This is a genomic window from Flavobacterium sp. GW823-FHT04A11 (assembly GCF_058796535.1).
On record NZ_CM179503.1, the window covers coordinates 3,801,531 to 3,825,009 of the forward strand.

Genomic DNA, 23,479 nt, shown 5'->3' on the forward strand with positions numbered 1-23,479 from the left:
TTCTGAACGAGTATTAAATTCCATCTCAAAAAATCAATAAATTGATAATTTATAAACGCTAAACTGATAAAATTGCATTATAAAATTTACTTCCTTTTTTATGAAAAAGAATAAACAGTTACGCTTAAAGGCGGCAATGTTAATTCTACAGAAAAATCCCTGCCATCATATTGAACGGATTCAGTTGTTAATTCTTTTGAATTTCCAACCCCGCTTCCGCCATAAACAGTAGCATCACTATTAAAAATTTCTTTTAATTTTCCTTTTTGCGGAATTCCAATTCGATAATTTTCCCGAACCACTTGCGTGAAATTGCAAACCACAATCACATTTTCTTTCGGGTTATTTCCTTTTCTTATATAAGACAAAACAGCATTTTGATGGTCAGAATAATTAATCCATTCAAAACCTTCACCCGTAAATTGTTTTTCATACAAAGCCGGATGCGATTTATACAATTGATTTAAATCTGTGATCACCTTTTTTATTCCGGAATGATAATCGTATTGCAATAAATGCCAGTCTAAACTTTTCTCAAAATTCCATTCATCACTTTGCCCAAATTCAGATCCCATAAACAATAGTTTAGTTCCCGGATGGGTAAACATATAGCCGTACAATAAACGCAAATTGGCAAATTTCTGCCATTCGTCCCCCGGCATTTTATTGGCTATAGAACTTTTTCCATGTACCACTTCATCATGTGAAAATGGCAGCATAAAATTTTCAGTAAAAGCATACGTCATCGAAAAAGTCAAATCGTTTTGATGGTATTTTCGATAAACTGTTTCTTTCTGAAAGTATTTTAAAGTATCGTGCATCCATCCCATCATCCATTTCATTCCAAAACCTAAACCACCCGTAAATGTTGGTCTTGAAACCATCGGAAAAGAAGTACTTTCTTCCGCAATAGTTTGAACTCCATCAAAATTAGCGTAGATAACTTCATTAAATTCTTTAAGAAAACTTATCGTTTCAAGATTTTCTCTTCCTCCAAAAATATTAGGTTCCCATTCCCCTTCATTTCGGGAATAATCAAGATACAGCATGGAAGCAACGGCATCAACCCTAAGACCATCTGCATGATAATGCTGAAGCCAGAAAACTGCATTACTGATTAAAAACGCCCGAACTTCATTTCGCCCGTAATTAAAAACCAAGCTCTTCCAATCGGGATGATACCCTTTTCTACGATCCGGATGTTCATATAAATGCGAACCATCAAAGAAACCCAAGCCATGTGCATCATCAGGAAAATGCGACGGAACCCAATCGAGAATTACACCAATACCAGCCTGATGTAATTTATCAACCAAAACCATAAAATCCTGCGGTTTGCCAAAACGGGAAGTTGGCGCAAAATATCCTGTTAATTGATAACCCCAGGAAGGATCATAAGGATATTCCATAATGGGCATAAATTCTACATGCGTAAATCCGGTTTCTTTTACATAGTTTACCAGATCGTCGGCCAATTCTAAATAAGTCAAAAACCGATTATGATCTGCACGTTTCCAGGAACCTAAATGAACTTCATAAACCGAATAAGGTTTATCAAGTCTGTTGGTTTCCTTACGCGATTTCATCCAGTTTTCATCTTTCCAGTTATAATCCAAATCCCAGACAACTGAGGCTGTATGAGGTGGTTTTTCGCAATATAAAGCAAAAGGATCTGCCTTTTCAGTGACAATCCCGTCAATATTTGAGTGAATTTTATATTTATAAAGTGCTCCTTTTTCAATATGTGGAATAAATCCTTCCCAAATCCCGGAAGAATCCCAGCGAACATTCAAAAGATGTTCTCCCTGAGTCCAATAATTAAAATCGCCAACAACAGAAACAGAATGTGCAGTCGGGGCCCAAACAGAAAAGTAAACGCCTTTTACTCCTTCAACTTCAATTAAATGCGCTCCTAATTTTTCATATAATTTGAAGTGTTTCCCTGCTTTAAATAAATCAATATCAAAATCAGTAAATAGAGAATGCGTGATTACTTTAGTCATCTTTGTTTTTTAAAATTGGAATTCGGATTTTGGATTTTGATTTTTTTTATTTGAATTTTACTTAAATCTTATTCAATTCTAAAATTATCAGAGAGAATTGCTCCCTTTTTAATCACAACAATTCCGTCTTTTATGCTGTACAATTCATTAGTAAAATTATCTAAATGCCTGCCACCGTTAATATGAACATTATTTCCGATTCGCACATTTTTGTCGATTAAGGCATTTTGAATGAAACAGTTCTCTCCTATCCCAACGTGAATTTTATTGTTATTGCTTTCCTCATGCATTTCATCAAGATCCTGATAAAAATCGTTACCCATTACGTAGCAGTTTTCTATAACAGTTCCTTCACCAATTCTGGATCGGATACCAATTACCGAACGTTTAATTTCTTTGGCATTGATAATGCAGCCTTCAGAAATAAGGGATTGATTTATAATGGAATTTCTAAATTTTGACGGCGGCAATAATCTTGGTCTCGTGAAAATTTTATTTTCATTATCAAACAAATTAAACTCCGGAATATCCGCAGTTAACCCAATATTTGCTTCAAAAAACGATTCTATGTTTCCTATATCTGTCCAGTAGCCTTCGTATTGGTAACTTAAAATTTTATGCTTTTTAACGGCCTCCGGAATTATTTCTTTTCCAAAATCTTTCGTTTCAGGATTACACATTAATTCTTCCAGCAATGGTTTGTTGAAAATATAAATCCCCATCGAAGCCAGATATTTTTTCCCTTTTTCATGCATCTTTTCGCTTACTTCAGATTCCCACTCTGGCAATAATGAAGCATGTGGTTTTTCTATAAAAGCCTGAATACGATTTTCATGATCTGTTTTAAGAATTCCAAATTCAGGCGCATCTTTCGCATTTACAGGTAAAGTGGCGATAGAAATTTCAGCATCAGCAGCAATATGTGCTTCTAACATTTCGTTAAAATCCATTTGGTACAATTGGTCACCGGATAAAATTAATGCATGATCAAATTCATGTTTTAAAAAATGTGGCATACATTGACGCACAGCATCTGCAGTTCCCTGAAACCATGTTGGATTATCCGGAGTTTGTTCTGCAGCTAAAATGTCAACAAATGACTGACTGAAAATACTAAAGTTAAACGTGTTTTTTATATGTGCATTTAACGACGCAGAATTAAATTGCGTTAAAACGAATATTTTAAAAATATCTGAATTGATACAATTTGAGATTGGAATATCAACCAAACGATACTTTCCACCAATGGGTACAGCCGGTTTTGATCTCGTTTCCGTTAATGGAAACAAACGAGAACCTTGTCCTCCTCCTAAAATAATAGCAACGACATTTTTCTTTTTAAATTTCATTTTTTTCAATTATTAGGTTGTATATCTGTAAATATTCCTGGCAAACGCTCTCCCACGAATGATCTGTCGCCATTCCTATTTTTCTTATTTTATTAAAATCTGTTTTGTCATTATACAGTTTCACGGCACGATTTATAGAGTAACAAATATCTCCTACCGATGCCTGATCGTGACAAATTCCGTTACCATTATCACCAAAATCGATTACTGTGTCTCTTAAACCTCCTGTTCTTCTCACAATCGGAATCGTACCGTAACGCAGCGCATACATTTGATTCAATCCGCAAGGTTCTACTCTTGAAGGCATCAAAATATAATCGGAACCCGCATATATCAGATGTGCCAAATCTTCATTATAACCAATGAAAACATTATAATTTCCTTTATAATCATTTCTTAACTGTACCAATTGTTCTTCGATTACAGAATTTCCAGAACCCAAAATCAGGATATTAATGTTCTCAAAATTTTCCGACAAAGCTAGTGCAGAAGCCTGAGGCAATAAATCTCCTCCTTTTTCTTCAAATAAACGTCCGATAAAACTAAACAAAGGTTTGGTTGGATCTAAATCAAATTCTTTACACAGTTTTTCTTTATTTTTTTGTTTTCCAATTTCAAAATCGTCTATTGAATAGTTTTTCTCAATCATTTGATCTTTGGATGGATTCCAAACTTCGAAATCAATTCCGTTTAAAATACCTTTTGATTTACTTCGAACCGAATTAAACAAAGATTCTAAACCATTTGCCGAATAATTTATTTCATCTAAATAACTTGGCGAAACAGTCGTAACTGCATGAGCACATTTAACGCCAACAGCTAAAGAATTTAAAGAATTATTCCATTCCAGAAAACCAACATGAATCAAATCAAACTCAGGTAAATAATGCAATTTATCATAGCCAAACCAACCCTGATACAAACCATTATGAATTGTAATGACAGTACGTATGCTTTTTAAACTCTCATATTTATAAGCATATTTGATCAAAAACGGAATTAACCCGGTATGATGATCGTGGCAATTAATAACGTCAGGAATCGTTTTTCTAGCTAATAACCAATCTAATGCTGCAATTTGAAAAGAAAAAAATCGTTCAATATCATCTTCATATCCATATACATTTGGACGATCAAATAATTCATTTATTTCTATCAGATATAATTCGTAACCCAACTTATCTGTAGTTTCTTTTAAAACACTAAAAGGAAAATCGAAATTTCCTAATTTGATATTGCCCCAATGAACGCATTCAAAATCATTTTCTTTTCTAAATTTTGTATCATAACAAGGAACTACAACTCTTACCTGGTGACCTGCATTCGCCTGATATTTTGGTAATGCACCGACAACATCAGCCAAACCCCCAACCTTTGCCATTGGATAACATTCTGCACTAATATGAAATATTTCCATGATAGAAATTTATAAGTCTGCTAATTAAATTAATTCCTTATTATTTTTTAAGTAAACATTTATTAATATGTTACTTTTATGTTTTTTAAATTTAGGAAAAAATACGCAAAACTAAGCCTGAAAATTAAATTTATTGATATGTCAAAAAAGCTAAATAATCCTACTAAATCATTAAAAATTCCCCAGTTTATCATTATATCTTGTAAAATTTGTGCTTTTATTTCAACAAAGTTAGTTACGTCTTATGCAGCAAAGCTTTTTACAACCCCAATAAAACATAAGCTTCCAAAACGGGAGTTCGAAATGGATAATAAAAGTGTGCAGAAAACGATTTACATTCCCAAAATCGATAAAAATATAGTGACCTATGAATACGGAGAAAACGGCCGAAAAATTTTATTGGTTCATGGTTGGTCAGGAAGAGGCACACAGCTTTTTAAAATTGCCGATGAACTTTTAAAAGCAGGATACTCAGTTATTAGTTTTGATGCACCGGCACATGGAAAGTCGAAAGGCAAAACGACTATAATGTCTGAGTTTATTTTTTCTATTCTGGAAATTGAAAAACAGTTTGGTCCGTTTGAAATAGCAATTGGTCATTCGTTAGGCGGAATGTCAGTTCTAAATGCAATTAAGGATGGTCTTAAAGTAGAAAAAGCGATAATAATAGGCAGTGGAGATATTGTTCAGGATATTTTAGATGAATTTATTTCAAAATTAGGTTTAAAACAAGAAATTAGTGAGAGATTACGTGAACTATTTGAGGAGAAATATCAACTTAAAATGGATGATTTCTCAGCTTACAAAGCAGCGCAAAAAATTCAAATCCCAGTCTTAGTAATACATGATAAAGATGATCCTGAAGTTCCTGTAAAAGCAGGAATCCATATTCATGAACAATTAGAGAACGGAACTTTATATCTTACAGATGGGCTTGGTCATCGAAAAATTCTAGGGAATCCAAATGTTATAAAAAAGATACTAGAGTTTATTAAAAATAGCTAACTTTATGATAGCTAGTTTTTAATTTAATTCTAAAAAAAGCAAAAAATGGATTTATTTGGAGAAACATCTGATTGGGGAAGTAAATTAAAACCTATTTTGAAGAAATATAAAGGTAAAAAACATCCTTTAGAATATCAAAATACGTACCAGCTATTAGTAATGGTTGTTCTCTCTGCGCAAGATTCTGATGCTAATATAAATAAAGTTGCTCCTCCTTTATTCGAAAAATATCCTACTTTAAAAAGTCTTTCTAAAACTGATTTAGAAACTTTTATTCCCTATATAAGTAAAGTTCGAAATTATCCAACTAAAGCGCAATGGCTTTTGGAAATAGCTAAAACTATTAAAGATGATAAAGCAATTCCTTCGAACATGAAAGATTTGACATCTTTAAAAGGTATAGGAAGAAAATCTGCAAATGTAATTTTAAGAGAAACAAACCAACCTGCAGAAGGAATTATTGCAGACTTACATGTTATACGTGTAGCACCCAGAATTGGTATTATAAAAGAAAGTAAAGATGGAAATAAGGTTGAGAAAGATCTTATGCAAGCGTTGCCGAAGAATATTTGGTCAGAAATAGGAATGGCAATTTCTTTTTTAGGAAGAGAAATATGCAGACCACAGCCAAAATGCGAAGAATGTGTATTGACTGATATATGCCTGTATTACAACACAGTTATAAAACCAAATTAAATTACTTTCTTCTTGTGTCTATCAGATAAATAATTTTCCAGGAATCTTTTTCTTTAAATAAAGTAAAAGTATTTACTCCCGAATGGCTTAGTTTGTCATTTATATAAAACTCGTAAGGAGCCCAAACATGAGCCATAGAACCATCAATTTGAATATTATAACTTAATATTTTTTCCTGAAATTTCATTTTTGACGGAATTCCTGCAATAGATTTATAAAATTCTGCAGCACTTTCATCAGATAATTTATTTCCTTTTACAGGATTCTCGCTAATAGACTGCAAAATCATCTTATCAGAGCAAACTGCCTTCATTTTCATTGAATCTTTTTGATGAAAACCTTCAAAAAATAATTCAATACTTTTTTGAACTTCTTGCTTTTGTGCGTTAGAAGTGAATGCTAAGCATATAAAGAATAGAATGAAATATTTTTTTATATAAAATCAATTTAATTACACCCCAAACTGTTTAAGATGATGATCTAGATGTTTTGCGAACATATTATTCCATTCTTTTGAAGTTAATTTTCCAAAAGACAGGGATTCTTTTCCTTCAAATTCATTCACTCCTAATTCCTGAGTTTTTTTGATATAGGAAATCAATCTTTCTTTTTCAAGTTCAAAATTACAATTTCCTTTAATTAAAAATTGTGGAGCAGTTCTAATGTTTCTTGGATAAGAAGAATCGTTTACAACTTTATTTTTAATGAATGTTTTTAGAATAAATCCCAAAAACGCATTAGGTTTGGGATGAATATTATCGTAAACCATCTCATACGTTACATTACAATGAGCAAGCATTTGGTCAACAGACATTTTACCCCAAAGTGCTTTGGAATCAGGCTCAAGTAGATTAATTCGGTCAATCAACTGGGAGCAATGCTCATTAAGAAAAATATTTTGCATTATTAAAAAATATAAAGTAAAATTATAAAATTTACTTTTAAAAACTTTTAATATTTTACACTTTACTTTGCAGCAATACGTTTAGTTTATTCCAAAAAAAAACTCCAATTGGCTATGCCAATTGAAGTTTTAGTACTCAGAGCGGGACTTGAACCCGCACGAACATTGCTGTTCACTGGATTTTAAGTCCAGCGTGTCTACCAATTTCACCATCCGAGCATGATGTGGTACCTCCAGGGATCGAACCAGGGACACATGGATTTTCAGTCCATTGCTCTACCATCTGAGCTAAGGTACCTTATATATTGCTTTTACATAAAAGCAATACATGTTTTGAATAAAAAACCCCATTTCGCTAGAAACGGGGTTTTCAAAAGAAAGGCGACGACATACTCTCCCACATAACTGCAGTACCATCTGCGCAGGCGGGCTTAACTACTCTGTTCGGGATGGGAAGAGGTGAGCCCCGCCGCAATAACCACCTTAAGGCTGTTAGTTTTCAGTTCACAGTTTATAGTCTGCAGTTTTTCAACTCATAACTTATAACTCAAAACTCATAACTGCTCTGCGTCGAGCAAATATCTTAACATACTGAGATAAAGAAACATAAAAGTATTAGAAAGTTTCTCCCCCCGACTTGCATCGGGGGAAAAGGGTGTACATAAGCTTACGGATTATTAGTACTACTCGACTATGACATTACTGCCTTTACATCTATAGCCTATCAACGTGGTCATCTTCCACGATCCTTAAAAGAAATCTCATCTTGTGGTGGGTTTCGCGCTTATATGCTTTCAGCGCTTATCCCTTCCAAACGTAGCTACTCTGCGGTGCCCCTGGCGGGACAACAGATACACTAGAGGTTTGTCCAATTCGGTCCTCTCGTACTAGAATCAGATCCACTCAAATTTCTAACGCCCACAGTAGATAGAGACCGAACTGTCTCACGACGTTCTGAACCCAGCTCGCGTGCCACTTTAATGGGCGAACAGCCCAACCCTTGGGACCTTCTCCAGCCCCAGGATGTGACGAGCCGACATCGAGGTGCCAAACCCCCCCGTCGATATGAGCTCTTGGGGGAGATCAGCCTGTTATCCCCGGCGTACCTTTTATCCTTTGAGCGATGGCCCTTCCATGCGGAACCACCGGATCACTATGCTCTACTTTCGTACCTGATCGACCTGTATGTCTCTCAGTCAAGCTCCCTTATGCCATTGCACTCTACGCACGGTTACCAAGCGTACTGAGGGAACCTTTAGAAGCCTCCGTTACTCTTTTGGAGGCGACCACCCCAGTCAAACTACCCACCAAGCAATGTCCCCCACAATATGGGGTTAGGCCTCAGATAAACAAAGGGTTGTATTTCAACAATGACTCCACAACGCCTGGCGACGCCGCTTCATAGTCTCCAACCTATCCTACACATCATTTATCCAAGGTCAATACTAAGCTATAGTAAAGGTGCACAGGGTCTTTTCGTCCCACTGCGGGTAAACGGCATCTTCACCGTTACTACAATTTCACCGAGCTCATGGCTGAGACAGTGTCCAGATCGTTACACCATTCGTGCAGGTCGGAACTTACCCGACAAGGAATTTCGCTACCTTAGGACCGTTATAGTTACGGCCGCCGTTTACTGGGGCTTCAATTCAATGCTTCTCCGAAGATAACATCTCCTCTTAACCTTCCAGCACCGGGCAGGTGTCAGGCCCTATACTTCATCTTACGATTTTGCAGAGCCCTGTGTTTTTGATAAACAGTCGCCTGGACCTCTTCACTGCGGCCCTGATTGCTCAGGGCGACCTTTCTCCCGAAGTTACAGGTCTATTTTGCCTAATTCCTTAGCCATGAATCTCTCGAGCACCTTAGGATTCTCTCCTCAACTACCTGTGTCGGTTTACGGTACTGGTACTAATTACCTGAAGTTTAGAGGTTTTTCTTGGAAGCCCTTAGGCGCACTATCTCTTTGTCCGAAGACTCCGAGTACTATCGTATTTCCCCAAGACGCGTGGATTTGCCTGCGCATCTTATAGGTAGGTACTTCAACGAACTATTCCGTCAGTTCGCGGCGCTTTCATCACTCCGTCACCCCATCACAGTAATTAGTAGTACGGGAATATTAACCCGTTGGCCATCGACTGTCCCTTTCGGGTTCGCCTTAGGACCAGACTAACCCACAGCTGATTAGCATAGCTGTGGAAACCTTAGTTTTTCGGTGTGCGGGTTTCTCGCCCGCATTATCGTTACTTATGCCTACATTTTCTTTTCTAACCAGTCCAGCATACCTGACGATACACCTTCAACCCTGTTAGAATGCTCCCCTACCACTTAGAGTAAACTCTAAATCCATAGCTTCGGTAATACGCTTATGCCCGATTATTATCCATGCTCGTCCGCTCGACTAGTGAGCTGTTACGCACTCTTTAAATGAATGGCTGCTTCCAAGCCAACATCCTAGCTGTCTGGGCAGACAAACCTCGTTCTTTCAACTTAGCGTATATTTGGGGACCTTAGCTGATGGTCTGGGTTCTTTCCCTCTCGGACTTGGACCTTAGCACCCAAGCCCTCACTGCTGTGAAACATTATATAGCATTCGGAGTTTGTCAGGAATTGGTAGGCGGTGAAGCCCCCGCATCCAATCAGTAGCTCTACCTCTATATAACTTTATGCACAGCGCTGCACCTAAATGCATTTCGGGGAGTACGAGCTATTTCCGAGTTTGATTGGCCTTTCACCCCTACCCACAGGTCATCCGAAGACTTTTCAACGTCAACCGGTTCGGTCCTCCACTGTGTGTTACCACAGCTTCAACCTGCCCATGGGTAGATCACACGGTTTCGCGTCTAACACTACTGACTAAAGCGCCCTATTCAGACTCGCTTTCGCTACGGATCCGTGGCTTAACCACTTAACCTTGCCAGCAACGTTAACTCGTAGGCTCATTATGCAAAAGGCACGCCGTCACCCCACGAAAGGGCTCCGACCGCTTGTAAGCGTATGGTTTCAGGATCTATTTCACTCCGTTATTCACGGTTCTTTTCACCTTTCCCTCACGGTACTGGTTCACTATCGGTCTCTCAGGAGTATTTAGCCTTAGCGGATGGTCCCGCCAAATTCAGACAGGGTTTCACGTGCCCCGCCCTACTCAGGATACCACTATCTATTACACTTGTTACCCATACGGGGCTATCACCCTCTGTGGCGTCACTTTCCAGCAACTTCCGGTTCCTTGTGCATAAAATGTCGTGGTCCTACAACCCCAGCATTGCCGTAACAGCACTGGTTTGGGCTAATCCGCGTTCGCTCGCCACTACTTACGGAATCACTTTTGTTTTCTTCTCCTCCGCCTACTTAGATGTTTCAGTTCAGCGGGTTTGCCCACCTATCGGTGTACTATGTCTTCAACATAGTGGGTTGCCCCATTCAGGTATCTGCGGATCAATCGGTGTGTGCCCGTCCCCGCAGCTTTTCGCAGCTTATCACGCCTTTCATCGCCTCTGAGAGCCTAGGCATCCCCCATACGCCCTTATTTTGCTTATTGTACCAATCATAATTTAATATGACCGTTTTTTTTGTTTTTGTTAGTTATAACAAAAACGCTTTCTACTTTTTATTATTTTCTTATCTCAATATGTCAATGAACTTTTATTTACTATCTTTATAGTAAACCAGTGGAGAATAACGGAGTCGAACCGTTGACCTCCTGCGTGCAAGGCAGGCGCTCTAGCCAGCTGAGCTAATCCCCCATTTTTCAATCTTAGATTGTAGAATTCAGATTTTAGATTTCTTAATTCTTCTCTAATTTCTTTTGGTGAATTCCAACTTCCAGAATTTCCTTTTTCCAAGCTAACAGTCTTTTTAATTTTTAATTCTCAATTTTGAATTGAAAACTTTAAAAAAGTAGTCCCGGGCAGACTCGAACTGCCGACCCCTACATTATCAGTGTAGTACTCTAACCAGCTGAGCTACGAGACTCTGTTTTACTTAAAATTTATTATTTGAACTAACAGCAAGAGTAATTGAACCTGAAATCCAGATCCTTTAGATAGACATCTTTTTTCCCCAGCGTGCATTGCTGCTAACACATGGGGCTCTAGAAAGGAGGTGTTCCAGCCGCACCTTCCGGTACGGCTACCTTGTTACGACTTAGCCCTAGTTACCAGTTTTACCCTAGGCAGCTCCTTGCGGTCACCGACTTCAGGCACCCCCAGCTTCCATGGCTTGACGGGCGGTGTGTACAAGGCCCGGGAACGTATTCACCGGATCATGGCTGATATCCGATTACTAGCGATTCCAGCTTCACGGAGTCGAGTTGCAGACTCCGATCCGAACTGTGACCGGTTTTATAGATTCGCTCCTGGTCGCCCAGTGGCTGCTCTCTGTACCGGCCATTGTAGCACGTGTGTAGCCCAAGGCGTAAGGGCCGTGATGATTTGACGTCATCCCCACCTTCCTCACAGTTTGCACTGGCAGTCTTGTTAGAGTTCCCGACATGACTCGCTGGCAACTAACAACAGGGGTTGCGCTCGTTATAGGACTTAACCTGACACCTCACGGCACGAGCTGACGACAACCATGCAGCACCTTGTAAATTGTCTTGCGAAAGTTCTGTTTCCAAAACGGTCAATCTACATTTAAGCCTTGGTAAGGTTCCTCGCGTATCATCGAATTAAACCACATGCTCCACCGCTTGTGCGGGCCCCCGTCAATTCCTTTGAGTTTCATTCTTGCGAACGTACTCCCCAGGTGGGATACTTATCACTTTCGCTTAGCCACTGAAATTGCTTCCAACAGCTAGTATCCATCGTTTACGGCGTGGACTACCAGGGTATCTAATCCTGTTCGCTACCCACGCTTTCGTCCATCAGCGTCAATCCATTAGTAGTAACCTGCCTTCGCAATTGGTATTCCATGTAATCTCTAAGCATTTCACCGCTACACTACATATTCTAGTTACTTCCTAATAATTCAAGTTCAGCAGTATCAATGGCCGTTCCACCGTTGAGCGATGGGCTTTCACCACTGACTTACTAAACCGCCTACGGACCCTTTAAACCCAATGATTCCGGATAACGCTTGGATCCTCCGTATTACCGCGGCTGCTGGCACGGAGTTAGCCGATCCTTATTCTTACGATACCGTCAAGCTCCTACACGTAGGAGTGTTTCTTCTCGTACAAAAGCAGTTTACAATCCATAGGACCGTCATCCTGCACGCGGCATGGCTGGATCAGGCTTGCGCCCATTGTCCAATATTCCTCACTGCTGCCTCCCGTAGGAGTCTGGTCCGTGTCTCAGTACCAGTGTGGGGGATCTCCCTCTCAGGACCCCTACCCATCGTAGCCTTGGTAAGCCGTTACCTTACCAACTAGCTAATGGGACGCATGCTCATCTTTTACCGTTGTGACTTTAATAGTTCAACCATGCGGTTGTACTATGCTATGAGGTATTAATCCAAATTTCTCTGGGCTATCCCTCTGTAAAAGGTAGATTGCATACGCGTTACGCACCCGTGCGCCGGTCTCTTAGTCCGAAAACTAATACCCCTCGACTTGCATGTGTTAAGCCTGCCGCTAGCGTTCATCCTGAGCCAGGATCAAACTCTTCATCGTATATTTTAATATTATATTGCGATGTCGTCTCTATCGGTCTTTTCGAATCTCTCGATTCCATTACTCTTATTCTTTTGTTCTAACATCTCTGTTAAAACGGCTGTCAATTCAATATGTCTACGAACGTGTTTCAATTTTGTTTCGCTTGTTTCTCAAAGCGGGTGCAAAAGTAGAAAACTTATTTTTAACCGGCAAATGTTTTTTGAAGTTTTTTTTTCAGAAAATTTCTTTTCCTTTTTTCCTTCCAACCTTGCCAATCTCTCAATGAACTTTCCGTGTTTTGCGGGGTGCAAATATAACATCTGTTTTCAAATCTCACAAGCTTTTTTAAATCTTTTTTTGAAAATATTTTTTCATTTGATTTAAGTAACTTGTCAGTATTTCAGTGAACGCCTGTCGTTGTTGCGGGTGCAAAAGTAGCACCTTTATTTACATTTACAAGCCTTTTTTTTATATAATTTCAATCTTTTTTATAACTCGCTGGTATAACGGTTTTTAAAATGAAAAGTTTTTTTTGGGCTTGGGTGGTTTTACTGGGTTTTGGCTCTTTGGGGTGGGTTTGCCGCAAAGGCACTAAGGCGCGAAGGCTTCTTTTTATATGGTTTTGTGGTTTCTCGCAGAGTCGCAAAGGCGCTAAGTTTTCTTCCCTGCGCTTTATTTTCTTCTGAAAACTGCTGCCCTAGCCCCGATAGAAGTGGAAATCCTTTTGCTTTTTACTTTAAAAAGCAAAAGATTGCAGCGGATAGCGGGAAATAGCTGCTGATTTTTATTTAAATTCCAAATCTGAAATTCTAAATTCCAAATAAGACTGACTTAATATTAAACCCGACAGGTTTTGAAACCTGTCGGGTTTCGTTGAGCCATAATTGGAGTTAATAATTTATTGTCGAACTTCTCCTTATATATATATGTATAAAAACAAACCCGACAGGTTCTGAAAAACTGTCGGGTTGAATATTTAAAGTTCTACTATTATGTATAGGTAGATTATTATTTGTTGACTGTTTTGGCTTTTTCTTCCCAATGATTCATCAAATCATTATAGTTGACTGGTTTTGCCGGTTTTTGATTTACTAATCTTCCTGATTCGAATCCTCGTTGGAGAATTGTTTCTATTAAATAATCTTCATTGACTTCATAAGGTTTGTATTCTGTCTTTAAACTTATATCGAATAAATTCGCTGTTGTGTTTGATACAAAGGCTTTGAAACCGCTTTTTAAGGTTCGGATTAATTCATAGGTTGTGATTCCGGTTTGTCTGTGAATTAGCTTTACAAGGATTTGACCTTGTTTTCTGGAAAGTTTTTTAAGCCTGTCTTCAAATTCATTATTAAGGTAGTCTTCTACAATTTTAAAATATTTCTTTTTTTCACGATTCGTTTTTAAACGTGCCATTCCCTGATTCAAAGCTGTTAATCTATCTGAAGCTAATTTTGCATACGGATAGGTTTTATAAACTCTGTTTTGCAGAATTAAAAACTGCTTTTGTGTTTCGGGATCCAGTTTTTCCTTAGATATAATAATCTCAGGCAGCTCGATCGTATCGTTCAGTATAGAATCCTGTTCAGTTAATATATAGCCCATGTCCTGATTTTGTTTAGGAGTAACCTGAGCTTGACTTGTGAAAGAAATCAATATAAAAAATAAAACACAATAGGTAAATTTCATAGAGTCATAATTTAAATGTAAAATTATATATTTATATACAACTCTAATACCAAATTTATAAATTAGCGCAAAAATATTTTTATGAGTACAAAATCTATCTTAAAAGATACCTCTATTGCTTTTCTGGAAAGCTACTTAAATAACGCCTCTCCTACCGGTTACGAAAGTGAAGGCCAAAAACTCTGGATGAATTATTTAAAACCTTATGTTGATACTTTTATTACGGATACTTACGGAACGGCTGTTGGCGTGATTAATCCTGATGCTCCTTTTAAGGTTGTTATTGAGGGACATGCTGATGAAATTTCGTGGTATGTAAATTATATTACTGATGATGGTCTTGTATATGTTATTCGTAATGGTGGTTCTGATCATCAGATTGCGCCTTCTAAAAGGGTTCACATTCATACTAAAAAAGGAATTGTAAAAGGTGTTTTTGGATGGCCGGCAATTCACACTCGTTTGCGTGATAAGGAAGAAGTGCCAAAATTAAGCAACATTTTTATTGATTTGGGATGTGAAAATAAAGAACAAGTGGAAGCAATGGGCGTTCATGTTGGTTGTGTGATTACTTATCCTGACGAATTTATGATTTTGAATGAAAATAAATTTGTCTGCCGCGCTATCGATAACAGAATGGGTGGTTTTATGATTGCCGAAGTTGCCCGTTTATTACATGAAAATAAAAAAACACTTCCGTTTGGATTATATATTGTAAATTCTGTTCAGGAAGAAATTGGTTTACGCGGTGCCGAAATGATTGCACAAACTATTAAACCAAATGTTGCCATTATTACAGATGTTTGCCACGATACTACGACGCCGATGATTGATAAAAAAGTAGAAGGCGATCTTAAAATGGGCAGAGGTCCCGTTATTGCTTATGCACCGGCGGTTCAAAATAAATTACGTGATTTAATTGTAGATACAGCCGAAGAAAATAAAATTCCGTTTCAGCGCAGTGCGATTTCAAGAGCTACGGGAACTGATACTGATGCTTTTGCTTATAGCAATGGCGGCGTGGCATCTGCATTGATTTCTTTGCCTTTGCGATATATGCATACGACTGTAGAAATGGTGCACAAGCAAGATGTTGAAAATGTGATTCAATTAATTTATGAATCATTACTGAAAATTGAAAACAATGAAACTTTTTCTTATTTTAAATAGGAAATGATTTAAAAACGGCGATTCGGTTAATAAACAGCCGAATTGCCAAATAAAAAACAACATGAAAATTTTACTACTCGAAGACGATTTTACTTTATCTAAAGAAATCTCAACATTCTTTACCTTAAAAGAATTCGAGTGTATTCCTTATTATGATGGTTCGTTATTATTGAAAAAATACTTTCCTTATGAGTATGATTTAATCATTCTGGACATTAATGTTCCTGGTTTAAACGGAATTGATGTTTGCAAAGGAATTCGTGAAGTCGACAAAAAGACTCCTATTATAATGCTGACGGCTTTTAGTGAAATTGAAGATAAATTAGCTTCGTTTGATAATGGTGCTGATGATTATTTGGTAAAACCTTTTCATTTTGAAGAATTATATGCCCGAATTTCATCTCTTTTAAGGCGAAAAGAGATTCCGCAGCAAGTAGAGAAAAAAATAATCATTGAAGATTTAGAAATTCTGGAAGACGAAATGAAAGTATTTCGTTCTGGCGAAGAAATTAAATTAACGCCAAAAGAGTTTAAACTGATACTGATTTTGGCTCATGCCAAAGGAAAAGTATTGTCTAAACAATTTATTGCCGAAAAACTTTGGGATTATCATATTGAAACCAATCAGAATACGATTGAGGTTTATATTAATTTTTTAAGAAAGAAAATTGATAAAGACCATGAAATAAAATTAATCCGAACCAAAATTGGATACGGATATTATTTAAGCAATCAGGAATGACTTTAAAAAATCGAATATCACTTTTAGTTAGTTTACTTTTTACAATCCTTTTTGGGTTGGCTTCTACTTTGATATTTGTTTTATATTCTAATTTTAGGAAGGAAGAATTTCGCGATCGGTTAGAAATCAAAGCGCTTTCGAACATCAAACTTTTAGTAAATGTAAAAGAAGTTGACGATCAGCTTTTAAAAATCATTGATCAAAACTCGATTAATAAATTATATGACGAGAAAACCTTGGTCTTTGATTCTCATTATAAACTTATTTACAGCAGTATTGATGATGCCAAAATTAACTGGTCTATTGATGATTTAAAATATTTAAAAAAGAATAAAACCTTTTTTAAACAACAAGGCGATTATGAAGTTTATGGAGTTTTTTATGATACCAAAGACAAAGATTTTTATGCCTTAATATCAGCTACGGATGATTATGGAAAACGAAAACTTCTTTTTCTTAGATACACCTTAATTGTTTCTTATATCTTTTTTACCTGTATTTGCTGGGTTTTAACTTCATTTATGGTGAAAAAAGTGATGAGTCCGCTGAATATATTTCATCAAAAAATTAAAAATATAAACGAGAATAATCTCGATACGCGCGTAGAATCAAAAAGCACCAATAACGAAATTGATCTAATTGCAAATGAATTCAATTTTATGATGGACCGAATTGAGGTTTCCTATCAAAAACAAAAAGAATTTACGGCACACGCTTCTCACGAACTGAGAACTCCCCTATCCCGCATTACTTCGCAAATTGAGAATACTATTGAAGATCCCGGAACATCTGAAAAAGGTAAAAGTTTTTTAAAAACGATTTTATCTGATGTAAATCAGTTAACCGAATTGATTCATTCGTTATTGATTTTATCTAAAATGGATAATAAAAGGGATGAAAATATTGAGGTTCATCGTATGGATGAAATTTTATTTTCGGCAATTGAAAATTTAAATAAAAGTTTTCCTGAATTTGTCATTTTATTTGAAATTGAAGAAAATGAAAATCTCGACATTGCATTAGAAGTAAAAGGAAACAAAAACTTACTTGAAATTGCTTTAAGTAATGTTTTAAAAAATGCCTGTGTTTATTCTGATAACAAACAAGCTATAGTAAAAATAAGTGCTGAAAATAATAATCTTGTTATTTCAATTTCAAATACAGGAAAAACTTTGACGGAGAATGAACAAAAGAATCTTTTTCAGCCTTTTATGCGTGGCGAAAATTCTAAAGGAACTTCTGGTTTTGGACTGGGCTTGCGTATCGTCAACCGAATTTTGATGTTGCATAACGCCAAAATTGTTTACCAGGTTCCAAAAGAAAACACAAATTTATTTCAGTTGATTTTTCATTCTTAATTTTACTTCAATAATTTTTAAGCTCTTTTTAAGTTCGTTTTTAAGCTTTCTTAAAGTCTCGCGATAGCATCTTTGTATCAAATAAAACCGATACAATGAAAAAGTTATTTGCATTACTACTGTTGATTTTAACACATCAGGTAGGTTTGGCACAAAAAACATTTACTTTAGAAGAGTGCGAAAGTCAATTTCTTAAAAACAATCTTTTCTTACTGGCATCTCAATATAATATTGATGCTTCTAAAGCGCTGACTATTCAGGCTCGTATTTGGGACAATCCAACAATTACTGTAGAATTAAATGCTTATAATCCGGAGAGAAATCAATATTTTGATATTGGAAAAGAAGGACAAAAAGCATTTGGTATTGAACAGCTTATTTATTTAGGCGGAAAAAAAAGCAATGAAATTAAATTGGCGCAAACCAACGAAAAGTTGGCCGAATTGCAATTCAATGATTTATTGAGAACCTTAAAACTGCAATTACGTAAAAGTTTCTACACTGTTTATTACAATTCAAAAAGTCTGGAAACAACTGACGATCAACTTCGTCATATTGAAGATTTAATCAATTCTTACTCTGTTCAGGTTCAAAAAGGAAATATTCCTTTAAGAGATCTTGTGCGTTTACAATCGTTATACCTAAACTTCAAAAACGAGCGTATGGAAGTTGTAAACGACAATATTGAAGAACAGGGAAATCTGAAACTACTACTAAATTCAAAAGAAAATATCACTCCGGAAGTTTCCAACGAAGCATTTAACAAATACCTGAAAACAATTCCTTTTGATCTGAAAAGTTTTGAAGATGAAGCTATTGTAAACCGTCCGGATTATTTAGCCAAACAAAAAGATATAGAAGCAAATGAGCTAAATGTAAAATGGCAAAAATCACTCTCTGTTCCTGATATTACCGTTGGTGCAAATTATGATCAGCGAAGCGGCGCTTTTAATAAAGAAGCAAATCTTACGCTTGGAATTCCTTTACCGCTTTGGAATAAAAATAAAGGAAACATCAAATACGCGCAAACCATTTTAGAACAATCGAAAGTTGAGAAACAAAGCTTTGATCTTCAATTGCAATCTGAAATTACATCGGCATGGAATAAATGGGATGAATCACGTAAAAATTATATTGTAATAAAACCTACTGTAAACGAAGATTTTCAGGCAGTTTACAATGGTATTCTGACCAATTTTCAAAAACGAAATATCAGTTTATTAGAATTTACTGATTTCATGGAAAGCTATAATCAGGCGGCGATTCAGGTAAATGAATTAAAGAAAAAAGTTGCCCTTTCCGGTGAAGAATTTAATAGTACAATCAACAAAGACTTATTTTAAAACTCAATAAAATGAAATATAAACTAATAATAGGAATTGCTCTTGTGAGCTTATCGATTACAAGCTGCAAAAAAGAAGTCGAAAATCCTGAAACGAACACTTCATTTGCCTTAAGCGATGCTATGCTTAAAACGACTACAACGGCTGTTGCAACTACTCAGCCTGTGAAAAACGAGTTGAGTTTTTACGGAAAAATTACTGCTGACAATAATAAACTTATTGATGTTTATCCACTTGTTGGAGGAAATGTGGTAAAAGTAAATGTTGAGCTCGGAGATTATGTACACAAAGGCCAGGTTCTGGCGACTATAAAAAGTACCGACATTGCTGATTTTGAAAAACAATCTATCGATGCAAAAGGTGATTTATTGGTGGCAAAAAACAAACTAAAGGTTGCCCAGGAATTATTCGACGGAAAATTAAATTCTGAAAGTGATGTTTTTGAAGCAAAATCAGAAGTAAATAAAGCACAATCACAATTAAGTAAAATTCAGGAAACATATAAAATTTACAACATCAAGGCCGGATCTATTTATGAAGTAACGGCTCCAATTAGTGGTTTTATCATTCAAAAAAGTATTAATCAGGATATGCTTTTAAGAAATGATCGTTCTGAAAACATATTTGATATTGCAGAAATCAGCGAAGTCTGGGCAATGGCAAACATTAATGAAATAGACATTAATAAAGTTAAATTGGGAATTGATGCTGATGTAACAACCTTAAGTTATCCGGATAAAGTTTTTAAAGGAAAAGTAGACAAAATTTTCAACGTAATCGATCCGGAGACAAAAGCAATGCAGGCCCGTATAAAATTACAAAATCCCGGATTTATGCTGAAACCGGACATGAATGCAAACATCAAATTATCATTTAGCGAAGGAAAATCAATGATTGCAGTTCCAAGTAAAGCAATTGTTTTTGATAAAAGCAAAAACTTCGTGATGATATTTAAAGATCGTCACAATATAGAAACCAGACAAGTTGAAGTTTACAGTCAGGTTGGAGACGTTACCTATATTTCAAGCGGACTTAAGGAAAATGAAAAAGTCATTACCAACAATCAGTTATTTATTTATCGCGCTTTAAACGAATAAGACATGAACAAATTCATACGAAATATAATTGCTTTTTCACTTAAGAATAAAGCATTTACCTTCTTTTGGGTAGGATTATTGGCTGTTGCCGGATTTATTTCCTTTAAAAATATGCCAATCGATGCTTTTCCGGATGTAACGAATACTCAGATTATTATTATTACACAATGGAATGGAAAAAGTGCTGAAGAAGTAGAACGTTTTGTGACTTCTCCGATAGAAATCTCAATGAACTCGGTACAAAAAAAGACCAGCGTTCGTAGTATTACCATGTTTGGTTTATCAGTAATTAAAATCATTTTTGATGATGGCGTTGATGATACTTTTGCACGTCAGCAGGTAAATAATTTATTAAAAAATGTTTCGTTGCCGGAAGATGTCGAACCAGATGTTCAGCCGCCTTATGGTCCTACTGGTGAGATTTTCAGATACATTGTAAAAAGTAACAGTCGCGACAGTAGAGAATTATTGACCTATCAAAACTGGGTTATTGACAAACAGCTTCGCTCAGTTCCGGGCGTTGCAGATTTAAATGTTTTTGGAGGTCAGACTAAAACTTATGAAGTTGGTGTTGATCCTGTAAAATTGGCAAAATACAACATTACGCCGCTTCAGGTTTATAATGCGGTAAATGCCGGAAACTTAAATGTTGGCGGAGATATTATTGAGAAAAACGGACAAGCTTTTGTAGTGCGTGGTGTCGGACTTTTAAAATCGATTCAGGATATTGAAAATATTATTGTTGATGATGCAGGCGGAAATCCAATTTTGGTTAAAAACCTGGCTTCTGTTTACGAAAGTTCCATGCCAAGAGTCGGACAAACGGGTTTAGGAAACAATGATGATGCCGTTGAAGGAATTGTTGTCATGCGTAAAGGAGAAAATCCGCAGGAAACTTTAGCATTGATTAAAGCTGAAATAAAAAATCTGAATGACAACATTCTTCCAAAAGACATAAAAATTGAAACGTTCTACGATCGTGATAATTTAATGAATTTCACGACAGAAACTGTAATGCACAATTTATTTGAAGGTATTATCCTTGTAACGTGCGTTGTATTTCTTTTCATGGCCGACTGGAGAACGACTTTTACAGTTTCAATTGTTATTCCGTTATCGTTATTGTTTGCCTTTTTGTGCCTGAAAATGATGGGAATGAGTGCTAATTTGCTGAGTTTAGGTGCAGTCGATTTCGGAATTATTATTGATGGTGCGGTGGTTATGGTCGAGGGATTGTTTGTTGTTTTAGACCACCGCGCACATCAATTAGGAATGACGGCCTATAATAAAATTGCAAAAGGCAGTTTGATTAAAAAAACCGGAGCGGAAATGGGTAAAGCTATTTTCTTCTCTAAATTAATCATTATAACGGCTTTATTACCAATATTTTCATTCCAGAAAGTAGAAGGCAAAATGTTTTCTCCGTTGGCTTACACATTAGGTTTTGCCTTGATGGGAGCGTTACTTTTTACTTTGACATTAGTTCCGGTTTTATCGCATATTCTATTAAATAAGAATGTAAAAGAAAAAAACAATCCGTTCGTCAATTTTTGGGATCGAATTGTAAGCAAAAGTTTTGCCTGGACATTCAGGCATAAAGTAAAAACCTTAATTGCTTCAACAGCCATTTTAGTAACCGTATTCTTTTCGGCTTCATTTTTAGGAACTGAATTTTTACCACAATTAAATGAAGGCGCTTTGTGGGTTACTGCAGAATTGCCAATGAGTACTTCTTTGCCGGAAAGTGTAAAAACAGCCGCAATGATTAGAAAAGATCTGGAAAGTTTTCCGGAAGTTAAAAATGTGCTGTCGCAAACCGGCCGAAGTAATGATGGAACGGATCCAAATGGTTTTGGTTTTATCCAGCTTCAGGTTGATTTGAAACCAAAATCTGAATGGACAAGAAAAATTACGATGGATGATTTGATTAATGAAATGGATCAGAAATTAAAAGTTCATCAGGGAATTACTTATAATTACTCTCAGCCTGTAATTGATAACGTTGCAGAATCTGTTGCCGGTTTTAAAGCATCAAATGCCGTGAAAATTTATGGTGATGATCTGGACAAACTTGATGAATTATCAAACGAAGTTTTAAAAGAAATAAAAGATATTCCGGGAATAAAAGATGCAGGTATTTTAAGAAATGTCGGTCAGCCTGAAATTAGTGTAATTCTTGACAGAGATAAAATGGCTGCTTACGGAGTTACTTTAAGCGACGCTCAGGCGGTTTTAGAATTGGCTTTTGGAGGAAAAACAGCGACTCAAAAATATGAAGATGAAAAGAAATTTGATGTAAGAGTTCGTTTTTCTAAAGAATACCGTAAAGATGAAAATGATATTGCCGAATTGAAAGTGCCAACCATTAGCGGAATAAAAATTCCATTAAAAGAAATTTGTGATTTAAAAACAATTACGGGTCCTGCTTTTATTTACAGAGACAATACAAAACGTTTTATTGGAGTAAAATTCTCTGTTCGTGATCGTGATTTAGGAAGTACAATTGCAGAAGCTCAGGCAAAAGTTGCCAAAATGAAAATGCCTGCAGGATATACAGTCGGCTGGACAGGTGAATTTGAAAATCAGGTTCGTGCCAGTGCAAGATTGGCTCAGGTGGTTCCAATCAGTTTAATCGGGATTTTTGTGCTGTTGTTTATTTTATTTGGAAATATTAAAGATTCATTACTTGTTCTGGCGAATGTTCCTTTTGCAATTATTGGCGGAATTATGGCGTTGCACATTACAGGAATGAATTTCGGAATCTCGGCTGGAGTTGGTTTTATTGCCTTATTAGGAATTTGTATTCAAAACGGTGTGATTTTAATATCTGAATTTCATCATAATTTAAAAGCAAAATTATCGCTCGAAGAATCCATTTTTATGGGAGTAAAAGCGCGAACAAGAGCGGTAGTAATGACGGCTTTAATGGCTTCGATTGGTTTGATGCCGGCAGCGATTTCTACCGGAATTGGTTCTGAATCTCAGAAACCACTGGCAATTGTAATTATTGGAGGATTAATTACTGCAACAATTTTAACATTACTGGTTTTCCCAATTATATTTTGGGTATTCAATCGCAAAAAACATGTTCCAATTGAATAATGTGTTTTAAAAAT

14 protein-coding genes, 4 tRNA genes and 3 rRNA genes are annotated in these 23,479 nt (G+C 36.3%); 8 read left to right on the forward strand and 13 right to left on the reverse strand.

The annotated features are described in order from the left end of the window. Positions 1-98: 98 nt before the first annotated feature. From glgB to AC3QL1_RS16560, 3 genes are all read right to left on the reverse strand, one after another. Complete coding sequence (gene glgB / locus AC3QL1_RS16550) at positions 99-2,003, reverse strand: 1,4-alpha-glucan branching protein GlgB (protein ID WP_492493089.1); 1,905 nt, start codon at positions 2,001-2,003, stop codon at positions 99-101. Positions 2,004-2,071: 68 nt separating this feature from the next. Beyond that, positions 2,072-3,352, reverse strand: a complete 1,281-nt coding sequence (locus AC3QL1_RS16555; RefSeq protein WP_492493091.1) for a glucose-1-phosphate adenylyltransferase — start codon at positions 3,350-3,352, stop codon at positions 2,072-2,074. Continuing rightward, entirely contained in the window at positions 3,342-4,769 is a 1,428-nt protein-coding gene (locus AC3QL1_RS16560; RefSeq protein WP_492493093.1) for a glycogen synthase, read from the reverse strand. The genes AC3QL1_RS16555 and AC3QL1_RS16560 overlap by 11 nt, the downstream gene beginning before the upstream one ends. A 138-nt stretch (positions 4,770-4,907) precedes the next feature. Between AC3QL1_RS16560 and AC3QL1_RS16565 the strand changes: the two genes are divergently transcribed. Together AC3QL1_RS16565 and AC3QL1_RS16570 are read left to right on the forward strand one after the other, a co-directional pair. Beyond that, positions 4,908-5,774, forward strand: a complete 867-nt coding sequence (locus tag AC3QL1_RS16565; protein WP_492493095.1) for an alpha/beta fold hydrolase — start codon at positions 4,908-4,910, stop codon at positions 5,772-5,774. A gap of 45 nt (positions 5,775-5,819) precedes the next feature. Further along, complete coding sequence (locus AC3QL1_RS16570) at positions 5,820-6,470, forward strand: endonuclease III domain-containing protein (RefSeq protein ID WP_492493096.1); 651 nt, start codon at positions 5,820-5,822, stop codon at positions 6,468-6,470. A gap of 1 nt (position 6,471) precedes the next feature. Here the strand turns inward: AC3QL1_RS16570 and AC3QL1_RS16575 are convergent, their stop codons facing one another. The 10 genes from AC3QL1_RS16575 to AC3QL1_RS16620 form a co-directional block, all read right to left on the reverse strand. Next, on the reverse strand, positions 6,472-6,783 hold the full coding sequence (locus tag AC3QL1_RS16575) for a nuclear transport factor 2 family protein (protein WP_492493098.1): 312 nt from the start codon (positions 6,781-6,783) through the stop codon (positions 6,472-6,474). Between the two features lie 138 nt (positions 6,784-6,921). Then, the gene (locus AC3QL1_RS16580; RefSeq protein ID WP_492493100.1) at positions 6,922-7,374 is read right to left on the reverse strand and encodes a DUF1569 domain-containing protein; all 453 of its coding nucleotides are present in this window, start codon (positions 7,372-7,374) and stop codon (positions 6,922-6,924) included. A gap of 133 nt (positions 7,375-7,507) precedes the next feature. Beyond that, positions 7,508-7,593: transfer RNA gene (locus tag AC3QL1_RS16585), tRNA-Leu, on the reverse strand. 6 nt (positions 7,594-7,599) lie between these two features. After that, a tRNA-Phe gene (locus AC3QL1_RS16590) sits at positions 7,600-7,672 on the reverse strand. A 78-nt stretch (positions 7,673-7,750) separates the two neighbouring features. Then, positions 7,751-7,860, reverse strand: a 5S ribosomal RNA gene (rrf, locus tag AC3QL1_RS16595). Positions 7,861-8,031: 171 nt separating this feature from the next. Beyond that, a 23S ribosomal RNA gene (locus AC3QL1_RS16600) occupies positions 8,032-10,915 on the reverse strand. Positions 10,916-11,046: 131 nt separating this feature from the next. After that, a tRNA-Ala gene (locus AC3QL1_RS16605) sits at positions 11,047-11,120 on the reverse strand. 155 nt (positions 11,121-11,275) lie between these two features. After that, positions 11,276-11,349: transfer RNA gene (locus AC3QL1_RS16610), tRNA-Ile, on the reverse strand. A 122-nt stretch (positions 11,350-11,471) separates the two neighbouring features. After that, positions 11,472-12,985 (reverse strand): 16S ribosomal RNA (locus tag AC3QL1_RS16615). Together the 16S, 23S and 5S rRNA genes with 4 tRNA genes alongside form the textbook arrangement of a ribosomal RNA operon. Before the next feature lie 990 nt (positions 12,986-13,975). Next, positions 13,976-14,653: a DUF4294 domain-containing protein gene (locus AC3QL1_RS16620; RefSeq protein ID WP_492493102.1), complete on the reverse strand. Its 678-nt coding sequence runs from the start codon at positions 14,651-14,653 to the stop codon at positions 13,976-13,978. Between the two features lie 81 nt (positions 14,654-14,734). Here AC3QL1_RS16620 and AC3QL1_RS16625 point away from each other — a divergent pair, with 81 nt between their 5' ends. The 6 genes from AC3QL1_RS16625 (at position 14,735) to AC3QL1_RS16650 (ending at position 23,465) form a co-directional block, all read left to right on the forward strand. Continuing rightward, positions 14,735-15,823 carry a M42 family metallopeptidase gene (locus AC3QL1_RS16625; RefSeq protein WP_492493104.1) on the forward strand — a complete coding sequence of 363 codons (1,089 nt, stop codon included), beginning with the start codon at positions 14,735-14,737 and terminating at the stop codon, positions 15,821-15,823. A 61-nt stretch (positions 15,824-15,884) separates the two neighbouring features. Next, entirely contained in the window at positions 15,885-16,565 is a 681-nt protein-coding gene (locus tag AC3QL1_RS16630) for a response regulator transcription factor (RefSeq protein ID WP_492493106.1), read from the forward strand. Further along, positions 16,562-17,923, forward strand: a complete 1,362-nt coding sequence (locus AC3QL1_RS16635) for a sensor histidine kinase (protein WP_492493108.1) — start codon at positions 16,562-16,564, stop codon at positions 17,921-17,923. Before AC3QL1_RS16630 ends, AC3QL1_RS16635 begins: the two co-directional genes overlap by 4 nt. Positions 17,924-18,018: 95 nt before the next feature. After that, positions 18,019-19,266 (forward strand): TolC family protein, encoded by a 1,248-nt coding sequence (locus AC3QL1_RS16640; protein WP_492493109.1) that lies wholly within the window; start codon positions 18,019-18,021, stop codon positions 19,264-19,266. 11 nt (positions 19,267-19,277) lie between these two features. Continuing rightward, entirely contained in the window at positions 19,278-20,363 is a 1,086-nt protein-coding gene (locus AC3QL1_RS16645) for an efflux RND transporter periplasmic adaptor subunit (protein ID WP_492493111.1), read from the forward strand. A 3-nt stretch (positions 20,364-20,366) separates the two neighbouring features. Next, complete coding sequence (locus AC3QL1_RS16650) at positions 20,367-23,465, forward strand: efflux RND transporter permease subunit (protein WP_492493113.1); 3,099 nt, start codon at positions 20,367-20,369, stop codon at positions 23,463-23,465. The last annotated feature ends 14 nt before the right edge of the window (positions 23,466-23,479 follow it).

Coding starts and splice junctions, on each gene's coding strand:
- glgB (WP_492493089.1), bottom strand. CDS start 2,003: ATGACTAAAGTAATCACGCATTCTCTATTTACTGATTTTGATATTGAT.
- AC3QL1_RS16555 (WP_492493091.1), bottom strand. CDS start 3,352: ATGAAATTTAAAAAGAAAAATGTCGTTGCTATTATTTTAGGAGGAGGA.
- AC3QL1_RS16560 (WP_492493093.1), bottom strand. CDS start 4,769: ATGGAAATATTTCATATTAGTGCAGAATGTTATCCAATGGCAAAGGTT.
- AC3QL1_RS16565 (WP_492493095.1), top strand. CDS start 4,908: ATGTCAAAAAAGCTAAATAATCCTACTAAATCATTAAAAATTCCCCAG.
- AC3QL1_RS16570 (WP_492493096.1), top strand. CDS start 5,820: ATGGATTTATTTGGAGAAACATCTGATTGGGGAAGTAAATTAAAACCT.
- AC3QL1_RS16575 (WP_492493098.1), bottom strand. CDS start 6,783: ATGAAGGCAGTTTGCTCTGATAAGATGATTTTGCAGTCTATTAGCGAG.
- AC3QL1_RS16580 (WP_492493100.1), bottom strand. CDS start 7,374: ATGCAAAATATTTTTCTTAATGAGCATTGCTCCCAGTTGATTGACCGA.
- AC3QL1_RS16620 (WP_492493102.1), bottom strand. CDS start 14,653: ATGAAATTTACCTATTGTGTTTTATTTTTTATATTGATTTCTTTCACA.
- AC3QL1_RS16625 (WP_492493104.1), top strand. CDS start 14,735: ATGAGTACAAAATCTATCTTAAAAGATACCTCTATTGCTTTTCTGGAA.
- AC3QL1_RS16630 (WP_492493106.1), top strand. CDS start 15,885: ATGAAAATTTTACTACTCGAAGACGATTTTACTTTATCTAAAGAAATC.
- AC3QL1_RS16635 (WP_492493108.1), top strand. CDS start 16,562: ATGACTTTAAAAAATCGAATATCACTTTTAGTTAGTTTACTTTTTACA.
- AC3QL1_RS16640 (WP_492493109.1), top strand. CDS start 18,019: ATGAAAAAGTTATTTGCATTACTACTGTTGATTTTAACACATCAGGTA.
- AC3QL1_RS16645 (WP_492493111.1), top strand. CDS start 19,278: ATGAAATATAAACTAATAATAGGAATTGCTCTTGTGAGCTTATCGATT.
- AC3QL1_RS16650 (WP_492493113.1), top strand. CDS start 20,367: ATGAACAAATTCATACGAAATATAATTGCTTTTTCACTTAAGAATAAA.